Origin of the sequence: Methanospirillum hungatei JF-1 (assembly GCF_000013445.1) — an archaeon.
GTDB lineage: Archaea > Halobacteriota > Methanomicrobia > Methanomicrobiales > Methanospirillaceae > Methanospirillum > Methanospirillum hungatei.
Window position 1 is genome coordinate 2196664 of sequence record NC_007796.1, and the last position, 20292, is coordinate 2216955.

At 45.8% G+C, this 20292-nt stretch carries 14 protein-coding genes; 6 read left to right on the top strand and 8 right to left on the bottom strand.

Annotated elements, in window-relative coordinates:
* Positions 1-3: 3 nt before the first annotated feature.
* Together MHUN_RS10135 and MHUN_RS17630 are read right to left on the bottom strand one after the other, a co-directional pair.
* Positions 4-1449, bottom strand: coding sequence for a M48 family metallopeptidase (locus MHUN_RS10135; protein WP_011448924.1), 1446 nt, complete (start codon positions 1447-1449; stop codon positions 4-6).
* Between the two features lie 294 nt (positions 1450-1743).
* Entirely contained in the window at positions 1744-2400 is a 657-nt protein-coding gene (locus MHUN_RS17630; RefSeq protein ID WP_011448925.1) for a nitroreductase family protein, read from the bottom strand.
* 106 nt (positions 2401-2506) lie between these two features.
* Between MHUN_RS17630 and MHUN_RS19030 the strand changes: the two genes are divergently transcribed.
* Positions 2507-2662: a hypothetical protein gene (locus MHUN_RS19030; protein WP_158498211.1), complete on the top strand. Its 156-nt coding sequence runs from the start codon at positions 2507-2509 to the stop codon at positions 2660-2662.
* On the opposite strand, the gene MHUN_RS10145 is transcribed toward MHUN_RS19030, so the two are convergent.
* The 3 genes from MHUN_RS10145 to MHUN_RS10155 all read right to left on the bottom strand — a co-directional run bounded on the left by MHUN_RS10145 (position 2653) and on the right by MHUN_RS10155 (position 5195).
* The gene (locus MHUN_RS10145; RefSeq protein ID WP_011448926.1) at positions 2653-4017 is read right to left on the bottom strand and encodes an MATE family efflux transporter; all 1365 of its coding nucleotides are present in this window, start codon (positions 4015-4017) and stop codon (positions 2653-2655) included. The genes MHUN_RS19030 and MHUN_RS10145 overlap by 10 nt on opposite strands.
* A 38-nt stretch (positions 4018-4055) precedes the next feature.
* The gene (locus MHUN_RS10150) at positions 4056-4520 is read right to left on the bottom strand and encodes a MarR family winged helix-turn-helix transcriptional regulator (protein ID WP_011448927.1); all 465 of its coding nucleotides are present in this window, start codon (positions 4518-4520) and stop codon (positions 4056-4058) included.
* Positions 4521-4835: 315 nt separating this feature from the next.
* Positions 4836-5195 carry a hypothetical protein gene (locus MHUN_RS10155; RefSeq protein ID WP_011448928.1) on the bottom strand — a complete coding sequence of 120 codons (360 nt, stop codon included), beginning with the start codon at positions 5193-5195 and terminating at the stop codon, positions 4836-4838.
* A gap of 241 nt (positions 5196-5436) precedes the next feature.
* On the opposite strand from MHUN_RS10155, the gene MHUN_RS17635 reads away from it, so the two are divergent.
* Both MHUN_RS17635 and MHUN_RS17640 read left to right on the top strand, forming a co-directional pair.
* Positions 5437-7950: a methyl-accepting chemotaxis protein gene (locus MHUN_RS17635; RefSeq protein WP_011448929.1), complete on the top strand. Its 2514-nt coding sequence runs from the start codon at positions 5437-5439 to the stop codon at positions 7948-7950.
* A 53-nt stretch (positions 7951-8003) separates the two neighbouring features.
* Positions 8004-9770, top strand: a complete 1767-nt coding sequence (locus MHUN_RS17640) for a transporter substrate-binding domain-containing protein (RefSeq protein WP_052288878.1) — start codon at positions 8004-8006, stop codon at positions 9768-9770.
* A 21-nt stretch (positions 9771-9791) separates the two neighbouring features.
* Here the strand turns inward: MHUN_RS17640 and MHUN_RS10170 are convergent, their stop codons facing one another.
* Entirely contained in the window at positions 9792-10796 is a 1005-nt protein-coding gene (locus tag MHUN_RS10170) for an HNH endonuclease signature motif containing protein (RefSeq protein WP_011448931.1), read from the bottom strand.
* A gap of 22 nt (positions 10797-10818) precedes the next feature.
* The gene (locus MHUN_RS10175) at positions 10819-11757 is read right to left on the bottom strand and encodes an MBL fold metallo-hydrolase (RefSeq protein ID WP_011448932.1); all 939 of its coding nucleotides are present in this window, start codon (positions 11755-11757) and stop codon (positions 10819-10821) included.
* A gap of 573 nt (positions 11758-12330) precedes the next feature.
* Between MHUN_RS10175 and MHUN_RS10180 the strand changes: the two genes are divergently transcribed.
* From MHUN_RS10180 to MHUN_RS17645, 3 genes are all read left to right on the top strand, one after another.
* On the top strand, positions 12331-14607 hold the full coding sequence (locus MHUN_RS10180; protein WP_011448933.1) for an efflux RND transporter permease subunit: 2277 nt from the start codon (positions 12331-12333) through the stop codon (positions 14605-14607).
* Positions 14608-14733: 126 nt separating this feature from the next.
* Entirely contained in the window at positions 14734-16545 is a 1812-nt protein-coding gene (locus MHUN_RS10185; protein WP_011448934.1) for a response regulator, read from the top strand.
* Between the two features lie 166 nt (positions 16546-16711).
* Positions 16712-18640, top strand: coding sequence for a HAMP domain-containing sensor histidine kinase (locus MHUN_RS17645; protein ID WP_011448935.1), 1929 nt, complete (start codon positions 16712-16714; stop codon positions 18638-18640).
* Between the two features lie 528 nt (positions 18641-19168).
* On the opposite strand, the gene MHUN_RS10195 is transcribed toward MHUN_RS17645, so the two are convergent.
* The gene (locus tag MHUN_RS10195) at positions 19169-20020 is read right to left on the bottom strand and encodes a ComEC/Rec2 family competence protein (protein WP_011448936.1); all 852 of its coding nucleotides are present in this window, start codon (positions 20018-20020) and stop codon (positions 19169-19171) included.
* Positions 20021-20292: the final 272 nt, after the last annotated feature.

Below are 20292 nucleotides of genomic sequence, written 5' to 3' on the forward strand. Positions count from 1 at the left end.
GGGTTATAATACCCATTCATGCCCGTGTTTTTTCAGATATTCCCGTCGTTCCCTGTAGTCCGGCATCATTCTCTCTACGGTATTCCAGAAACGGGGTGAATGGTCAGGGTGAATTTTGTGGGCCAGTTCATGAAGAACCACATATTCAATGATCCGTTGTGGTGCCATACAGAGCCGGAGGTTTAAGATGATACTCTTTGATGTGCATGCTCCCCACTTTGTCTTCTGATCCCGGGTTTTTATCTGGGGAATGGGCACGTTGAGCAGGGCACCATACCGGGTGAAATACGGGAGTGCAAACAGAGAGAGCTGCTCTGCAAAGAACGCAGAAACAACCTGTTTTACTGCCATTTTTGAGTTATAATCGGTGAAATCTGCCGGAACGGTAATGAGTAATTCATCCCCCTGTCGCGAATAGGACAATTCATATCCCCGCTTGATTCTGATGGTGATTGATTCATCCAGAAAAGGGAAGACCTCTCCGTCCTCATAGGTCCGTTTCAGAGGAAGGGGCCGGACGCTTCCGATGGTATGGGTATACACCCACTCTGCATTCTGGGTCATAAATGCATGAATGTGAGTCACGGATCCATGGGGTGGGGATACAACACAGACTTCACGGTCCCGGTTTACCTTGATTGTGGTCCGTTTCGCACGGGGGTTTCGTTTTATCGTATAGGGTATGGTATGCCCCTCCCAGGTGACATGCCCGGCATCTCCCCCCGCTGTGTTTGCAGACCCCCCCTGCAGAATGCTCCCTTGTTGGATCTCCGGCACCTGAACTCCGATTTTTGGTGCAATCCATGACTTCCTGCTCTCCACAAAGGCAGTAATGGTATCAGTTGGTGCATTGTAAGGGGCAGAGACTTCAATGGTTCCATTCCCATGCACCTTCAGAGTGATCCGTTTGTTCCGGGTGCTGCGGGAGATCTGATACGGGATGGGTTTTTCATTGATTTGTACTGTATGCTCTTCCCTGGAAGGGGGACAGTCCGGGCGGGTGCAATAGTATTCCCGGTATATCCACTCTTTTTCAGAGGTGAGAAACCGTTTTATGTCTTCTTCTGTGGCATTCCCGGGGTTTTCAACCTCGACTCTCCCATCAGGGTATATTGACAGATAGAGGGTTTTTCTCCGTGGATTGAGGACAACGGAGTAAGGGATATCATATCCCCTGATATGGATCGTTCCGCCGGTGAATGATGGGGTAGGTTTTTGTGTGCCGGCAGGTTTTGTACCCTTCCAGGTGAGATAGTTTTGGACGCCTTTTCGGAGTTCCTCTTTGGATAACCCGTATGGGGCCTGTATGATAATACGGGTATCAGAAACCGGGCTGTACTGGATCTCGTTCTGGTCTTTTCGATATGATACCAGAACCTGAATGGCTTTTCCATTCATCTGCAATAGTATCTTTTCAATGGAGATCTCCGGATCAAATGTGCTCTGCATAGCTGGTGTCAGTGTTTTCGATGATAGAGGTGGTCAGTCAGAAGACATAATCATGGTCAATTGTGTGCAGGAAAGCATGCCGACAGGTGAGCGCATGTCCAGTGGAAAGAAAGGGATATATATATGAATGTGAATGAAGCATATCGACGTGAAATCATCTCAATTTTGATGCGTGCATGCTTTTTGGAAGAACTTGATCTGTTCGCTAGGGACGATGTCAGGTAGATGGTTTGGTATGTGGGTGTCCGGTAGATGTCCGGTGGAAAGCCTCTCATGACAGGATGCAAAAGGGGATCAGAAAAACCAGTAAACTTCCGGTTCACCCGCAGGACTTTCGGTGTTCTCCTGCAACTCTTCATGAGGATATCCGATAGCAACGCCGGCGACGGCATACTTTCCGGCTGGCAGATGGATGAGGGAGAAAAATTCGGATCTTCTGGAAAGGTATGAGATACCGGGTATCAGATGAACTCCAAGATGATGGAATGTGGCAGAGATCCAGAGGTGTGAGACTGCAAATGCCAGGGATTCCTGTTCGACTGGCGGGAATCTTCGCTCCTCGGTGATGATAATGATGATTGGTGCGGATTTGAAACTGGATATTCCCGTTGTTTCGAAATTTTTGAGCATCTGAATATAATTTCCCGGTCCTTCCGGGGTATACGCACGCCATCCGAAGAAAGAGATGAGTTCATCACGGGTGGTTTCGATTGCCCTTTTGAGCACCTCTTCCAGGTTATCACATGAAGGAGTTCCGGTCCTGAAGACAAAGAATCTGCGGAGATTCGGAACTACTGGTTCAGGATACGGGTAGGGAGCCTGAAAGCCGGCATGGATCACCTGATGGAGTACCGGATCTGATGGAACTCTGGCTGAAAAAACATATACCGGTTTACAGAGGATATGGGGGTGCTCACTGCTTTTCATTGGTACATCATCGTAGGGTATCATTCTGCGTCTTTCTTCTGTCGTAGAACGTATGGTGATGCATTGAGCCAATCTGTTTTACGGATATTTATATATGGCCCTTAGATCATTATCACATCATTGATGTACCATGACTAGGATGGATGGCACTATTATTGAACAACTTTGTCCAAAGATGCTGGATGAAGTTCCTGTAGCGGTTCTCCTTATTGAAAACGGTATGTTTGTGTACTGCAACAGGGTTGCAGTCGATATGTTCCATGCAACCACACGTTATTATTGGTAACGGAGAAGTCGTGATAGATACACTCTTGCCCAGATGAATGCAAGTGTCCCACCTAGGATGTCACCGGCAACAATACCCCACCAGATTCCGTGTTCTCCATACCCCAGAACTATTCCGAACAGGTAGGCAAATACTGCGATAAAGAGAAGGTTTCTGAATATATTCAGGGCAAGTGAGGTCATTCCTTTCCCAACTCCCTGAAAGAGGGACCCTGACATGATACCCGGTGGGACGAAGGGGTAAAAGAAACACATCGTTGCAAGGAATGCTGCAATGGATGGTGCAAGATGGATACTCTCCGGTGAATAGGTGAATATTGTTGCTATCTGGTTTGAAAAAAGCCAGGTGATGACGGAGAGGCTTATCGCTACCATGAGCCCCGTTTTTACCGAGTAGTTGAGAATAACAGGCAGTTTCTCATATCTTCTGCCACCAAACGCCGCTCCGGCCACTGATATGACTGATGTGCCGATTGCAGCGAGGGGTATGATGGCAAATATGACGACCCGCCATCCTGCAGCATATACGGCAACCGCATCTGTTCCGGCAACATGAACGAGCAGGCCATTAATGATGATTGCCAGAAGTGACATCAGGAAAAATTCAAGGCTGGCAGGAATTCCTACGCTGAGGATATCCCACATGGTCTGTCTCTGATATATAAATGATCTCCGGGAGACTGATATATACGTGTCCTTCTTTCCAAAAAACCAGTATACGAGGATAATTGCCACAAATACCTGTGATATGACCATCCCCCAGGCAGCTCCTGCAATACCCATTCCTGCGGTGTAAATGAGCAGGGGATCGAGGACCATGTTCATGAGGGCCGATACTGCCATGAGGTACATCGCCCGTTTTGTATCTCCCTCGGCACGCAGGATTGAAGACCCCACACTCGTGAGCAGAAGCAGGATTGTACTCCCAAATACTACTCTTCCGTATTCCCCACAGAGCCCTGCTGTCTTTCCTGCTCCGAACAATAGTGCTATGTCCGTGGTCCAGATGACCAGCGGTATCGTAACTAGGGCAGATATGATGACTGTCAGGATGATTGCATGAAAAGCAGCGTTGTTCGCTCCCTGAAGATCTCCTGCTCCTATCTTCCGTGCGATTGCAGAGGTTGTTCCTGCCCCAAGACCATTTCCAAGACCGATAAGTACCAGAAAGAGCGGGGAGATAAATCCGACTGCCGCCAGTGCATCTGATCCAAGCCCTGCAACCCATATGGCATTGACGATGTTATAGGTTGAATAGAGCAGCATAGCGATGATCAGCGGTCCTGATAATTTTCGAATCGCTTTCTCCGGTTCACCCAGAAGAAGTGATACTCCGACAGTCTCCTCCTTTTTCATCGCTGGTAGGTTTATCTCATGTATATCTGTATTCGGCTTCAATTCTCTCCCTCAAGTGCCCGAATTGTTTGTATGCTTGACGATGCAACCTGCCTGAGTAATACTTGCAGGTGCTCTTTCTCCTCTTTTGTGAGCTGACAACTGACTGCCTGTTCCCATTCCTGGTCAATAGCCATGATCTCAGGGGCTATCTGGTATCCTTTCCTGGTGAGTGAAAGGCGGAATGCACGGCGGTTATCCGGGTCAACACGCCGTGAGATGTACTCTGCATCCTCCATTTTTTTTACCGTCCGGGCGATGGTGCCTTTATCAAGGTGAAAGTACTTGGCCATGGTATCCTGGGTAATGTCAGGATGTTTGATCAGGCACATAAAAACCGGGTACTGACCTGCTGATAATTTAAACGGCTTTAATCGTTCATTTAGAAAGATAACCCGTGCTCTGTTGATGATGGATAACAGTGGTCCGGGTGGAAGTGATGATGGAAGTGGTGAATCAGACACGTGTACAGGTGTTCATTGGTGCCATATAATGTTGCTTATGCAACAGTTGTGTATGCAATAAAAAGGAAGTGTTATTTTTTCCGTTAAATATTCAGTCCGATCTTGATCTCTTCATGATCAGGGATTGATATGTTCCCTTCAGTTGAAGCGATAGTGATAGACTTTCCTGACTTCGATTCTCCATAATCCTTACTGATATCAACAGTGATGGTAAGGATATTCCCGTCTACCTTTATGTCAACATTCTTTATATGATATGATAGGCATGAGAATATTTGGAGTTTTTCTCTCCCGGATATTCTCTCGTGTATCTGGTTATTCAGTAAATGTCAGTTTGAATATCTCACTGTCAAAGATTTTCGTTCCGGGTCCTGCATCTGCGGCTTCTGAAACCGGCGCAAAGATCTGGAACCTGAGTGTATGTTCTCCTTTTTTCCGGTATTTGAGTGGAATGTCGAAGAAGTTTGTTTCCTTTCCATCATTGCTCAGCCATTCATGCACCAGTGAGATCTCCTCTTCATCAACAAAAATTTTGGTAATTACTTTCTGGCGTTGTTTTGCATCATGTCGGATCTGGTAAAAAAACCGGGAATCACTGACCGGGGTGGTGAGGGATTTTTGAGGATCTACATCTCCTGCCTTTGTTGTCCAGAATCCATGAATTCCTATCTCCATATGAGGTCACCAGTTATCTGTTTGCTTATAGGCTGATAATACCATTGGATATTCATGCAGGGAATATGCCGTCTGATTTGAAAAAAATCCCACCCTATAATGACTATGTGTAGAGAATGTGTTTTCCTGTCATCACCAGATTACCGGTATTGAATTGCTTCTTAAATGTCTGACATAAAGAGAATTATAAATAGAGTCTTGGATAATAGATGTCTGCCTGAAAACGTATAGGAATCATCCGATGAAGCACATTTCATGGTTTGATTTTCGATCAATCAAACAAAAAATCCTGTTTTTTGGTGGATTCGCCTTACTCCTTGTAGCAGCATGTATTATTGGGTATGCAGCGTTTGCTCTGAATTCAGAAGCGATGAATGCTGCTCATGATGAGATGAACAGCATAGCAGAACGTGAGGCAGCATATATCGGGAAAGTTCTGGAAGAGCCGTATTTTACTGCCTCAAGTACTGCATCAGGTCTTGCAGGGATACGGGAGAAGAACTCTCATTTTGCCAGGACCGATGTGATCTCCTTATTGGAGGGCATATTAAAGGATCACCCGCTTTATAATGGCATATATACCATCTGGGAACCTGGCGTATTTGACGGGCTGGATGAGCAGTATAAACTCCGGGAAGGATATGACAAGACCGGCAGACTTCGGATCTACTGGTACCGGGATGCAGACGGAACTCTTGTCAGGAAAATGTATGATGAAACAACAAAGGATCCCGGATCATACTATGATATCCCAAAAAAGACCGGCAAGGGTGAGCTCATAGAACCCTACCTTGAAACCATGCAGAATCCACCGGTTCTCATGGCCTCGGTGTCATTACCGGCGATGATGAATAACACGTTTGCCGGTATCGTGGCGATAGACATCGCTCTGACTGATATTGAAAAGATTGCCGATTCTCTCGACCTGTACTCAGGGACCGGGAAGATGGTGGTGCTCAGTCATGAAGGGCTGATTGCAGGAGCCTCCGGCGATCAGGATGTAGCAGGAAGACCCTTCTCTGAAATTGCTGCTTCGCTTGGTCTTCCACAGGAGATCATCCTTGATGCCGTTTCATCAGGTGAGAAGAGAACCTTCTCATACAATGGATTCATTGGATCGATAAGCCCGGTGATTGTTGGTGAAGCCCCAACCCCCTGGAGTGTTGTGGTCTATGCCCCGGCAGATGTAGTGACGAGAAAGGCGACTGAACAGACGATCATACTCATTATAATCGGTATCGTGTTCTCCATATTCGGTCTCTTCCTGCTCTTCCTTGTTGCCCGGTCCATATCCCGACCTATTGAAGAGATTACGTCTGTCGCTCATGATCTCTCCCTGGGAGATATCAGCACCCAGGTGACGATACAGCAAAATGACGAAGTAGGAAGGCTTGCCGATGCGTTCAGGATCCTTACGAAGAACCTGAAGAACAATGCAGAGTCTGCTGAACGTATCGCTGCAGGTGATCTGAAATTCAAAATTGAAGCGGCCAGCGAGAAGGATGTGCTGGGTAATTCAATGATCCGGATGAAAGAGACATTATCTGGTGTTACGGCTACCATGAACCATCTGGCAGGAAAGGCAGCATCAGGTGATCTCTCGGTCAGAGGGGATGCTGATTCATTTTCCGGAGAATTTGCACTTATTATCAGGGGAGTGAATGCAACGCTTGATGCAGTTATCGCTCCCCTGCATGAGGCAATGCGTCTTGCCAGGCAGTATGCGGATAATGACTTTTCAGCCAGGTTTGATCCCACCGTGCAGACAACCGGTGATTTCGTCTCATTCAGGGACGCGATGAATAGTATTGGTATTCAGGTGACAAAGACCATTCAGAACATACAAAACAGGATGGTTGAACTGACTGCAAGCACTGAAGAGGCACAGGCATCGGCAGATGAGGTTGCCCGGGGTTCATCTGTCGTCGCTGAACATGCAGAATCGGTTTCGGTCAGGGCTGACCAGGGAAGCGAAGCCACGAGCCATATTCTCCATGCCATGGAAGATCTCTCTGTTGCGGTGTCAGATGTTGCAATACGGAGTGAATCGGTCTCAAAGCTCACTGAAAAAGGGAATGATATCAGTAAACAGGGTCAGAAACTTGCATCTGCAGCCAGTCAGGGGATGGAAGGGATACGAAACGCAACCGGCGACCTGAACCGGATAATCCTCTCCATCCAGGAGCAGATGACCCAGATAAATAATGTCATTGCAATCATCACCGGAATTTCTGATGAGACAAATCTGCTTGCACTCAATGCGGCAATTGAGGCTGCACGTGCCGGGGATGCAGGGAGAGGATTTGCGGTTGTGGCTGATGAGGTTAAGGATCTTGCCATGGAGAGCCATGCTTCAGCCGAGAAGATAGAAGAGATGATCAGAAACCTCCAAAAGGAGTCTTCCAGGGCATCTGATCTCATGAGCAGGGCTCATTCCCAGGTTGAACTGGGGTATGAGGCAGTTGGTCAGAGCCTTACGTTATTTGGAGATATTGCCGGTATGCTGGAACAGATCGCCCGCGATGTAAGCGACGTTGCTGCGTCATCTGAAGAAGAAGCAGCGTCAGTTTCTGAAATTACAAGAAATATTGAGCATGTTGCCTCACTTATCAAAGAGACCGCAGACAGTGCAGTATCCAGTGCTGCAGTATCACAAGAGACCTCGGCTGCAGTAGCTCAGATACGAAAAGTTGTTGAACATGTGAACAGCGTTGTTGCTTCCCTGCAAAAGGAGATCGATCAGTTCACCATCTGATCCATACCGCCCCTTTATTGCGGATGATAGGAAAACGTAACTGCTATCAAAAAATGAAAATTTTTCTTTTTTCCTCACACGTTCGCTCTCATCTCATACTGGTACTTTTCATTGTTCTGAGTGGGATTGGAATTTGTGGAGTCAATGCTGATCCATCATATGATACTGCTCTTTCTCTGATTCCTGAAGAACTGGAATGGATCTCTGCTCATCCTGTTATCAGGATCTGCCCTGACCCCCATTATCCCCCGTTTGAAATGCTCACGTCTGATGGCGGGTATCAGGGAATATCTGCCGATCTCCTCAGGATCATCGCCGAACGTGCCGGACTTACCCTTGAGGTCGTGCCATGTGAGAACTGGAGCCAGTGTATAGAGAAAATTCGGAATCGAGAGGTCGATATCCTTGGTGCTGTGTTTATTTCAGACCTTCGCTCAGGGTATCTCTCTTATACTGATCCCTTTTACTCGTCTCCACTTGAGATCATCACCAAAAACACCGCCCCTTCCGATCTAACGCTGGCCGATCTCTCCGGAAAGTCAGTTGCAGTCGTGGATGGATATACATCACATCTCCTCCTGGTGACACATTATCCAGATATTCATACCGTTGTTGTTCCTGATGTCCCATCCGGACTTGAAAAGGTCGTGTTCGGCTCTGCTGATGCGTTTCTTGGTGATCTGGCAACCGCAGCCTATCATACGGAAAAGTCAGGGTTTACCAATCTCCAGATATCAGGGGAGGGTTCTTTTGCGAATAATACCCTGCAGAGCCTTGCCTTTGGGATTCGAAGTGATCAACCGGTTCTTGTATCAATACTCAATAAAGGGCTGCATACTCTCTCTGATGCAGAAAAGAAACGCATATTCTCCACCTGGATACCTGCATCACTCGTCCCGCCCCTGATAAGCCGGGAGATTCTCATTGCAGCAGGGGGGATCATTGCCTTTTTCTGCATCATCATCGTTGGGTTTTATGTCTGGAACAGGTCTCTTCAGATGGCGGTCGACGAGAAGACCAGGCAGCTTGTGGCAGAGCTCGATGAGCGGAAAAAGATTCAGAATGAACTCCAGAATAAAAATGATGAACTATCCGCGGCATATGAAGAGATTACCGCGACGCAGTATGAACTAAAGCAACAGTATCTGCAGCTGATGCAGAACCAGGAGGAACTCAGGCAGCAGGAACGTACGTTAAGGCAGATCCGGTTCTCTATTGATCAGAGCCATGATATGATGTTCTGGCTTGATATGACAGGTAAAATTCGTGATGTCAGCGGAAGTGTCCACTCTGTTCTTGGATATTCACATGAGGATCTTGAATCTTTGGATATTTCGGCGATAGATCCAAAATTTACGATAGATTCAGGACTTGAAGTCTCCGGATTGGAACACCCTGTCCCGGTCAGATATGAGACAGAATTTATAACAAAAAGCGGAAAATCGCTCATGGTTGAAGTATCGCTTATCTCCTATGAATATGCTGACGAGACCATGATTCTATTATCAGCCCGTGATATCAGTGAACGGAAGATGATGGAAGACCTGAAGAAAAAGGCATTCACGCAGATTGATAAAAATATCGAGCAGTTTGCAATCTTAAACGATCAGATACGAAATCCGCTCACGCTCCTCATGATTTACGCAGAAGAGATGGGTACAAAGGACGAAGCAAAAATCATGGAACAGATATCCAGGATTGATCAGCTGGTTGATAAACTGGATAAGGGGCTTTTAGAATCAGAAAAGGTCCGGGGGTTTCTCCGGAGATATTATGAACACACATCTGATACCCGGGAACCACTTGAGGATACCTGGTAAGTATTCTATAGGGGTTCCTTTTTAGACGTATGAATTAACCCGGTTATTTAGAGCAAAGCTCCATCTCTTGTCACTGGTTTGGATTATCACGGTTTCATCCTCTTTTTTCACGATGATGCTCCCTGCATGGACTGCCTGATGATGGGGGGCACAGAGGGTGAGCATGTTCTCTGCCAGGTCTTTTCCCTGCCTGGATAATGGGATTATATGATGAACTTCAACCGGTCCTGTCGTCTCTTCACCCATGGCAGAACAGATCTGGCAGCAGTTTCCATGGAGGTTCTTTACAAGATATGCCAGATATCGGTTCCTTTTCGTCTGCATCGGAAGAATTCTCCGTTCCTCCTCCTGAATCAGAGAATGAATATCTCTTCCTGCCTTTTGCGCTTTCATGAATACGTGATGGTATCGTCGCTCTGAGGGTGGTTTTGTGATCGTTCCTGCGGCCTGTATGAGGACATCCCGCTCCTGCCCATAAGGGTTTACTTCCTCTTCATTTTCAGGAAATACATCCAGTAATCTTAGAATAAGTAGGGGATCTCCGTTCTCTATCCGGTCCCTGATAGTGGGTTTATTCAGAATTGCATCGAGCACTTGGCGGCTATTGACCGGAATGAGCCCGAATCGTTCCCACCATTCAAGAATGATCCCCAGTTCCACCTGGTCAGAAATCAGAAATTTCAGCCTCCCCCGCTTATTTAAGACCATGTTTGCCAGGGCATCTGCAGCATTCAGGTTGATCAGGTTTTGCAGATCCGGGTTACTCTTGAAGAATATCTGGATGATCATGGCAATCCATCCAAAATCAGGTGAATATGGTCCTTCGGCCCGATGAAAGAGGTATTCAAGATAGGCAATGGAGGAGGATGGAACACCCAGTACCAGATCATCTGATTTGGCATGTCCTGCGGTGCATCTCTGAATCGCGGTCCGGATATCAGAACCGGTTATGAATTTGCCAATTCGGATCTTCTCTGTGAGGCTGTCAAAACATGGAATGCAGTCACGCCAATGCACCGGTTTCATCTCTTCTCTGTGATGTTTGTTTTTACTCACCGCCAAAGTGAAAGGTTGTCCCGACTGTACTGAATACGAAGGCGTGTGGCATTGCCTGGGCCATGGAGACCTGGGCCTCCCACCCGGTACAATGAACAGGTATGATGCATGCAGGCTTTATCTCCTGCAGGGCCAAGATGGTGTCTGGAATGATATTTTTGAAATACGGACCTGATAGGTGGAAACCCCCCATGATTGCGTAAACAGTATCAATGCCGGTTATCTTTTGTGCATACCTGACCGAATTGATTATTCCTGCATGGGCACAACCTGATATGACAATAAGACCCCTCTCTTTGAGGTGAATGATAAGTGCCTGATCATCACGGAAAACGTCTTTTACAAATGAATCTCCCTCCCTTGCTTCAAGAACCGGAGAACCCTGCTCAAACGGAGTTATTCGTTCAATCTCTCCGGTAAGCAGAATCTTCTGATTCGCAATCAGTGAGGGTTCTGTAGACAGGGAGAGTATGCCGCCGGCGTGGGTGACTTTATCGGCAGTCATTGAAGGAAGCGTGGTATACGTGCCATCAGGCCTCTTCTTTCTCCTCATGGAAAATGCTGCCGGATGGAGATGAACCGGAATACGACAGGATGACTGACGAAGAACGTGGAAAAGAGCACCGATATGATCGAAATGTCCATGACTGATGACCACTTCACTGATCTCATCCAGATCAATCCCTAATGTTTTCGCGTTCTCTATGAAGGCCGTTTCTGTAGTCCCGGCATCCATAAGGATAGTATGGATCTTCTCCCCGGATCGTACCCTGATCAGAAATGATAACCCATGTTCGGCAAAAAGGGTCTTTCCATCAGAGAGTAATGGCCGGCGAATAAGAGAATTCTGCTCCACCATGAGGAGATCAGTGTAATTATCGACCAGGACGGTTACATCCACACGGTCAACCGGACGTAATAGATATGTCATAGAATCACAAATTTTGTCTAATTATCTCTCATATGGAAAAATAAGTCCTTCTTTTGTACTCTGACAGTGCAGTCAGAGGTTGGTATGCAGACATCGCAGGACGCTGAAAAAATATTTATACTATTGTGACAATAATACAGATTGTAACCTGCCTGTAGGAATTATCAGAGATCTGGCAGGATTTTGTGGATGGATGCATGAGGTGAAAATAGGTCTGATCTTCTCATCAGTCTCCATCCATTCATATTTTTTCTTTTCTGATCTGAATATCCTCTGATTACGGAAGACTATCATTAAATATAGTTTAATATCATACTATCTGCATTAATCCAGAAAGTTTGACGTAACCTATAAAGTGGATATCAAGTACAGGTTTTGGAATAGCCAATGGTTCATATTGATTATTTCATAACCTTTTGTCAGGCACTCTCATCATCTGAACAGATTCACCTGTCATAAACATGTCATAATATCATGACCTCTGGAATGTGTGTCGATACAAATGTCTCATATTACATTAGGAAATCAGAACAAGTACCGCTTTTTTGATTGTCTCCATAAAAAGGAACCGGCATGTTCAAACCTTTTGACTGGCTGGCGTACCAGATAACGAGACATCCGGGTGTTGTCGCCGGAGTCGCCCTGGCTGCTTTTATCGTTGCACTGTATGGCACAACCCTGATTACCATGCAGACCGGCAATGAAGCCTATCTTGACAAAAATACTCCCCGTGGCGCATTGCTGGCACACTATGCAGATACCTACGGTTCAGATGCCATTATGGTCATCATCGAGTCTGATGATGTTACGAAAGTAGATAATCTCTGGTATATTGACAATCTCTTAAACCATATCCAGAATCAGCAGTCGGTTGAGCGGACATCCAGTATTGTGGCACTCTTAAAACAGGGCAACAACGGGGTTCTTCCCCGGTCATCTGCAGAGGTTAAAAGGATAATTCAAAATGCTCCTGCAGAGATTGTCAGCCGGAACCTTCCCTCGAATATGATGACACTGGGCGTTATCACCCTTGTCCCCGGCCTGTCTGAGGATCGACAAAAGCAGGTTTTGTCAAATATTGAGACCATTGTAAAGACATCCCGTCCTCCCCCGGGAGTATCTGTCACCTTATCCGGAGAACAGGCCTTTAACCAGGAGATGGGAAGGGAGATGGGATCATCCATGGGGATTTTAATCATGGCGGCGATGATTCTCATGGTGATAGCCGTCCTGGCTCTCTTTTCCCATGTCAGGTATGCACTCCTCCCGGTTGTCATCGTTGCAGCAGGCCTTGTACTGACCTTTGGTCTGATGGGGCTTACGGGAACCCAGATCAGCATGGTGGTTATTGGTGCATTTCCTGTCTTGATTGGAATCGGTATTGACTATGCCATCCAGATTCATTCAAGGCTTGATGAGGAGATCTATAAAACTTCGCTTCCTGAAGCGGTTACTACCACCATTACAAAGACCAGCCCTTCGGTCATGGTAGCGATGCTGGCAACATCCACCGGTTTTATTGCCATGATATTCGGCCCGATACCAATGGTCGGGGATTTTGGTATCACCTGCACATTCGGGGTGATGTCCTGCTATATCGCAGCACTGATCCTTGTTCCGGTCTTTGCCATGCTGATTCAGTATCGTGGGAAGAGGCAGACGAAAGATCCTGCCCACGATCATGATAGCACCAAGGGCACCGGACAGACGACAACAGCCTATGAGGGGAATGCCAAAGAATCCCTGATAGAGAAGTACGACAGGATTTTGGGAAATACCGCATTAAAGATTGCACAGCGCCCGGTTCCGGTATTATTATTTGTATTCATTATTGCAGCAATCGGATTTACTCTTGATAACGAAGTTCCCATCAGTGCAGATCAAAAGACGTTTGTGCCCCCTGACATGCCTGCATTATTAGACATGAACAAGGTAACACGGACGATGGGGGCGACGACCACCATTCCCATCATTGTATCAGCTGATGATGTCCTGCATCCCGAAAATCTTGCCTGGATTCAAAATTTCGGTGCATATGTTGTAAGAAAAAATGACAAAGTCACTGATGCAGACAGCATTGCTTCCCTCATCGCAGAGTATAATAATGGCACCCTGCCGAAAACCAGATTTGAAACGACACAGATTCTCTCTGCCATACCTGATCAGTATAAGAAGCGGTATCTGAATGGGAACACTGAAGCGGTAATTGAATTCTCAACACGGGATATGGAGATTAAACAGGCGAGAGACCTGATAAAAATCATCAGAAAGGACATGAATTTTTATCCATCCCCCCCAGGGCTGACCATCAGGGTCACCGGTTCTCTTGAGATGTTCAGCACTCTCATGGATGATATCGACCGGTCAAAAACGTTCATGACCATCCTTGGATTTGTCTTCATCTTCGGATATTTACTACTGGTATACCGTCGCCTGAAGGCGGCAGTTCCCCTCATCCCCATAATCGTTATTGTTGGGTGGAACGGGGCTATCATGTATCTTATTGGCCTGGATTATACGCCCCTGACCGCGGTCCTTGGATCGATGACGATTGGTGTTGCTTCAGAATATACTATCCTCATCATGGAACGATGTGATGAAGAGCTGGCACGGGGCCTGCCCCTCTTTGATGCCATACAGGTAAGTGTTCAGAAGATAGGAACAGCAATCACCGTATCCGGCCTGACAACGGTGTTTGGTTTTGCTGCCCTGATGTTATCTGAGTTCAATATTGTAGCAAATTTTGGAATAACCACAGTAATCACGGTGGTCTTCTCACTCACCGGAGCGATATTTATCATGCCAGCGGTAATCTCACTGGTATATCAGTTCCAAGGGCAGAAGGTATAGCCATATGCAGCTCCGGTGATTTCCAGTCCATTTTTTTTCGGGTATCCGTTTTTTTATATCCTCTGACTGGCAGTGGATTCAAATCATTACTATTATCGTCTCATATGCCATGTTCTAATTAGGCATATGATGATCTCTGTCCTCTATGTAGATGACGAGTCTGACTTTTTATTCCTTGGGAAAAATTTTCTGAATAAGGAACCTGACATTACCGTAGATACGGTTACCTCAGCCCAGGAAGCCTTAACAATCCTGAAAACCCGTACGTATGATGCCATCATATCCGACTATCAGATGCCGGTTATGGATGGTATCCAGTTTCTTCAGAAAGTTCGTTCCCTCTATGGCCGGATACCCTTTCTTCTCTTCACCGGGAAGGGCCGTGAGGAGGTGGTCATTACTGCATTAAATTCCGGTGTTGACTTTTATATCCAGAAAGGGGGCGACGCCTTCTCACAGTTTGCCGAACTTGCCCATAAGATCCGTCAGGCAGTGGAGAGAAAACGGGCCGAGGATCGTCTTATTGAGAGTGACAGGCGGTTTAGAAAGACGCTTCAGACCATGAAACTCATCGCCTTTCAGTTGGATAGTGATGGAAAGGTGCTGTTCTGTAATGATCATCTGCTTCATCTGACCGGCTGGAGAAGAGAAGAGTTCATGGGCAGGGATTTTTTTGAGATGGCCGTTCCCGAAGATCTCAGATCCCTAAAGAAACATTCCTTTCAGGAGGCCTTGAAAAAAGGTACCATCTCTCAGCATGAGGAGATGAAGCTCCTCCTCCGGAATGGTGAAATCCGGGACATTGACGTGATGAACACGGACCTCAGGGATGAACACGGGGGTCTTATCGGCTATATGTGTATCGGGGACGATATCACCGACCAAAAAATTGCACAAAAAGAAGTGGAAGCCTGGCGTAACCGGTACAAAATGGTTACGACATCATCCGGCCTTGTTGTCTATGATTATGACATGAAACAGGATCAGATCATCATGAGTGAGAATGTCAGTGATGTCTTTGGATATGCATATAATGAGATCAGTCATGGATTTGAACAGTGGCTTGAACTTGTCCACCCGGATGATCGAAAGGCAGCCCTTGATGCGTTTTATTCAGTGCATACAAACTCCGGGGGAGACGTTGTCAGGTACCGGTTCAGACATGCTGATGGTCATTATGTCTGGGTAGAGGATAGGGTTTCAGTGCCTGATATCATTGATTCGTACCGGCTTATGGGCATTATGGCTGACATCACCAGGCAGCAGGAAGCAGAGGAGGCACTGCGGCTCAGTGAGGCACAACTCAAAACAGCGAATACTAAACTCAGTCTTCTCAGCTCCATTACCAGACATGATATCACAAATTCACTCAGTGCAATGCAGGGGTACCTCTCTCTTATGGAGGAGTGCGAACCCCATGAAATTCCCGAATTTACAAAAAAACTGCGGGATATAAGCGTGTCAATAGAGTCTCAAATAGCCTTTTCACGGGAATATGAAAAGGTCGGGGTATCAGAGCCTGACTGGTTTTGCGTATCTGATATCCTGAAAAACTTACCGTTCGAGTATATTCGCCTGAACTGTGAAGTTCCTTCCAATCTCCGGATCTATGTTGATCCCATGATTCCGAAGGTCTTTTATAATCTCCTCATCAATGCAAAGAACCATGGAAAACACGTCTCTACCATCACTGTTTCATGCAGGAATAATGATTCTTCCCTCATTCTCTCATGGGAGGATGACGGCATTGGTATTCCTCATGAAGAAAAGGATCTGATCTTTACCTATGGATATGGAAAGAATACCGGGTACGGATTATATCTTATATCTGAAATACTGAAGATTACTTCAATTACCATCTACGAAACTGGCATACCCGGGAAAGGTGCACGATTTGAGATAGTGGTTCCTTTCGGAGGATACCGGTTTTCTTCATGATGAACTGAAAGCAGGATAGCGGGTATTTCCTTATATTCTCCTCTATCTTGCATGATTCCTGATTTCTCTGATTTTTCCATCAGACCCATCAATCCAATAGTTTATGCTGATTGGAATCAAAGTTTGTTGATCCAACTGATAGTATAGACTATCCAGAGAAGGTGTTATGAGCAGGTCAGGAAATAAAGAGTTCCAATATGGTCAATATTCGTTGTCGTACCATATTATGCTCATCTTCCTGGTCATAGGGATCATTTGTACAAGCATCATCTTCGCCTATCTCTATCATGTTGAATCTGATTCAATAGAGTCTGAATTTTTACTTTCCCAACGATATGGGGAGGAAGCCCTTACTCATGCGATCCAGCTGGCAGATCAGAGCCTCTCTTTTTATGATAATGCATATAATCAACCTCTTCGTCTGGCGCTGCTCGATTATCAAAACCTCTTCCATCAAAACGGGAAGAGTCCTGAAGAGTTGGATTTAGAGGAAATAAAGGAGAAACTGGCGGATTATTTTGATCTCCCCATCGACCTCTATATCTTTAATTCTTCAGGAGTGATCATTGCCTCAACCTTTCAGCCAGATATTGGGCTTGACTTCTCATTTGCGCCGAAATTCAAAGAAAGACTGAATACCATCCGGCTTGGAGACTCTGTCGCATTTGATGCCATCGTAACTGGGACAAAACTAGGAGAAGAACGAAAATATGCATATATCCCGACCCGGGATCATGAGTATATTCTGGAGATTGGGATAAATCTCCAGGTGTTCTTCGAAAAACAGGGGATATCCAAGTATCCACGTCTTGCCCGCTGGTATAAAGAGACGAGGCAGGATATTGTATCAGTATGGATATTTGACCAGACCTTCAATCAGGCTACCGATATCCGGACTTCCATCCCCGGGTTTGCGGTGTACCCATATGAATTTCAGGACCGGACAGATCGTTTTGACAACCTGAAAACGGTCTTTGGAGAAAAAAAGAGCATTGTCGTTACCGGGCCACAACCAAACCAGATTACGAAATATCTCTATATCCCACAGGTGAAAAGTTCCTCAGTATCATCTGGCCTGTTCGACAAAGTGGCCGAGATCGTCTACTCGACCGAACAGGTACGACAGAAGAAAGAAAAGGCATTGGTAAAGAATATCCTCAATGCCCTGATGATCATAGCATTTTTATGTCTCATCGCATTTTTCATATCACGGTATGTAACCCGGCCGGTTTACCAGATAATTGAGGATATTGAGATCATCGCAGATGGAGATTACGATCACCCGATCCGTCGGACAAAGGGGTTTGAGTTTCGAAGACTGGAAGCGAGTATCCAGAAGATGGTGGGACGGCTGAAAGAGGATATCATCTCAATCAGGCAGAAGACGGATGATCTGAATGATGAGCTACAAAACCGGCGATATGCAGAGGAGTCTCTTCGGGCAGCAAATCATAAATTATCTCTGCTTGGAACCATTACCAGGCATGATCTGCTGAATCAGATGTCTGTGGTCTCATCAGGATTTGACCTTCTTGAGGACGAGATTCCGGTAAATGAACAGAATAATCGGTTAAAAGCCATGATTCGTGATGCTCTGAATTCCATCAGTGATTTGATCCTCTTTACCCGGATATATGAGCAGATGGGGGTTGACAAACCGGTCTGGCATTCCATAAGCCGGCTAATAAACGAGACGATGAAAAATTTCAGTGATCAGCCCTTAACCGTTCATGATCTGACGAACGGTCTTCTGGTATGTGCTGACCCAATGTTTGACCGTGTCATCTATAACCTTATAGAAAATTCGCTCCGTCATGGCGGGAGGGTAAGCCGGATCTCCTGTGATGTGAGGATTGATGATACGTTTGCCATGCTCACCTATTCAGATGACGGATCAGGGGTCCCTGCAGCTGATAAAGAGAAGATCTTCGCAAGAGGATATGGGAAAAATACCGGTCTTGGACTCTTTCTCACACGGGAGATCCTCTCCCTTACCGGTATAGAGATACGGGAGATTGGAACTTTAGGGGAAGGTGCATGTTTTGAGATGAAAATTCCACAGGGAAAATGGCGGTTTGAGGATGCCGGTTTGTAATGGAGAACCATCAGGCCGGTGTGGATCCTAATGTATATACAATGTTCTGCATTATTGTGTTAGGTTTTTTAAAAAACTGGAATATAGGGTTATTTCTTAAAAATATCAGATTATTGGCGACACATGTGGTCCGGATTATACATCTATAAGAACTATTTCCCTGCTCTGAATGTAATGATGGCGCACCTGTAATTGTCAGACATCATGGGATTATTGTTCAGGTTATATAGAAAAGAATTATAAGTGATGACCTGAAATCCATATATTTTGAAGGATATAAAACCGATTTAATACGCTTTTTTTCAATAAAAAGAGATAAATTATCGTCTTTTAATATAGCCAAAGGATAGGGTCAGACGCCTGTCTGCCACATCCACGACCGTGTTTTTTTCATTGAAGTGATTTTCTTCACCCAATCCAAATATCTGCAATAATCTGGCAAATCGTGAAAATAGGGAATTTTTTTGGAGTAAGAAATTTATAAAAACCGGGTGTTTTTTATCGGGAGGATGGTTTTTCCTTCATCTCTCATCCTGGTGGCCTGGTCTCTATGACACTGATCAGAGATATGGATCCGGCAGGAGATGTGCGTGTGGATCCTGTCGTGTACTTCTCACCATCCGTTGTAATAAGAATGGTTCCTCTGATATCAGTCTGAAATACCTCTGCCCCGACAGCCTCCAGTCCCATCACGGTTGCTTTATTGGGGCCTTTTCCGATCCGTCCGACACTGATGACAGCCACTTCAGGTTTTAAGCGATGAATAAAGCCGGCATCATATGCCTCCCGTGATCCATGATCCGGGACACGAAGGATCTGGATGGGATCAGGAATGGAGATATCCGGTGAACCGTTCTGTGAAAGGAGGAGCATGGATACATTTCCAACGGTGATCTTCAGAACCGCCTCATCATATCCGGTCTGATCTGTCTGGTTAGCCGGAATGACTTCAATAGACGCATCTTTCCCAATAGAAATGATATCACCGGCTGTCAGAGGTGAGTGCGGGATTGATTCATTCTGTATCTTCTCGAGGACCCGTCCATAATATGGATATACCTGACCGGTTCCGGTATCGCGATAATCGTGTACGACTGTCCGGTTCATAACCTCCAGGATTCCCCCGGTCTTACCCGGATCCATACTGGTCACCAGGAAGAGATCCAGAGCGGTGATATTATGGTCGGACAGATATGCCGCTGTGGTGTTCCGGTCAGGTCCTGCATCGATCAAGGTATATGTCCCTGCTGTCTCCACCAGGACTGCATCACCGGTTCCGACATCAATGACATGAATGGTTGTCTCCTCTGCCGTTCCTGGTGAAAACACAAGTAATAGCAGGATAGAGGTAAAAATTATTAATATGTGAAATCTTTTCATGGTGTATTGATACCCCCCGTTCCGGGCATATCATACGTTGTCCAACGTCCCTCAAATGGCTTCTTCTTTGGAGGCGGTTTCACAAATCAATTTTGATAATACAATTAAGGAATTAACATGTGAATATGAAAGTTCACACGCTGAATTTGTCTTATAACGCTCATGAAAACATTCATCCAACAGCCTCTTTGTTGCGATGATATGCGATATGATTGAGGAATATTCCCAATGGGAGTGATATCTATAAACATTGACAGTAAAGATGTATAATC

Bases quoted from the DNA above. Each gene is read 5' to 3' on its own strand.
- MHUN_RS10145 (WP_011448926.1), bottom strand. From the start codon at position 4,017: ATGAAAAAGGAGGAGACTGTCGGAGTATCACTTCTTCTGGGTGAACCG.
- MHUN_RS17635 (WP_011448929.1), top strand. From the start codon at position 5,437: ATGAAGCACATTTCATGGTTTGATTTTCGATCAATCAAACAAAAAATC.
- MHUN_RS10185 (WP_011448934.1), top strand. From the start codon at position 14,734: ATGATGATCTCTGTCCTCTATGTAGATGACGAGTCTGACTTTTTATTC.
- MHUN_RS10155 (WP_011448928.1), bottom strand. From the start codon at position 5,195: ATGGAGATAGGAATTCATGGATTCTGGACAACAAAGGCAGGAGATGTA.
- MHUN_RS10135 (WP_011448924.1), bottom strand. From the start codon at position 1,449: ATGCAGAGCACATTTGATCCGGAGATCTCCATTGAAAAGATACTATTG.
- MHUN_RS19030 (WP_158498211.1), top strand. From the start codon at position 2,507: ATGACTAGGATGGATGGCACTATTATTGAACAACTTTGTCCAAAGATG.
- MHUN_RS17645 (WP_011448935.1), top strand. From the start codon at position 16,712: ATGAGCAGGTCAGGAAATAAAGAGTTCCAATATGGTCAATATTCGTTG.
- MHUN_RS17640 (WP_052288878.1), top strand. From the start codon at position 8,004: ATGAAAATTTTTCTTTTTTCCTCACACGTTCGCTCTCATCTCATACTG.
- MHUN_RS10195 (WP_011448936.1), bottom strand. From the start codon at position 20,020: ATGAAAAGATTTCACATATTAATAATTTTTACCTCTATCCTGCTATTA.
- MHUN_RS17630 (WP_011448925.1), bottom strand. From the start codon at position 2,400: ATGATACCCTACGATGATGTACCAATGAAAAGCAGTGAGCACCCCCAT.
- MHUN_RS10170 (WP_011448931.1), bottom strand. From the start codon at position 10,796: ATGAAACCGGTGCATTGGCGTGACTGCATTCCATGTTTTGACAGCCTC.
- MHUN_RS10175 (WP_011448932.1), bottom strand. From the start codon at position 11,757: ATGACATATCTATTACGTCCGGTTGACCGTGTGGATGTAACCGTCCTG.
- MHUN_RS10180 (WP_011448933.1), top strand. From the start codon at position 12,331: ATGTTCAAACCTTTTGACTGGCTGGCGTACCAGATAACGAGACATCCG.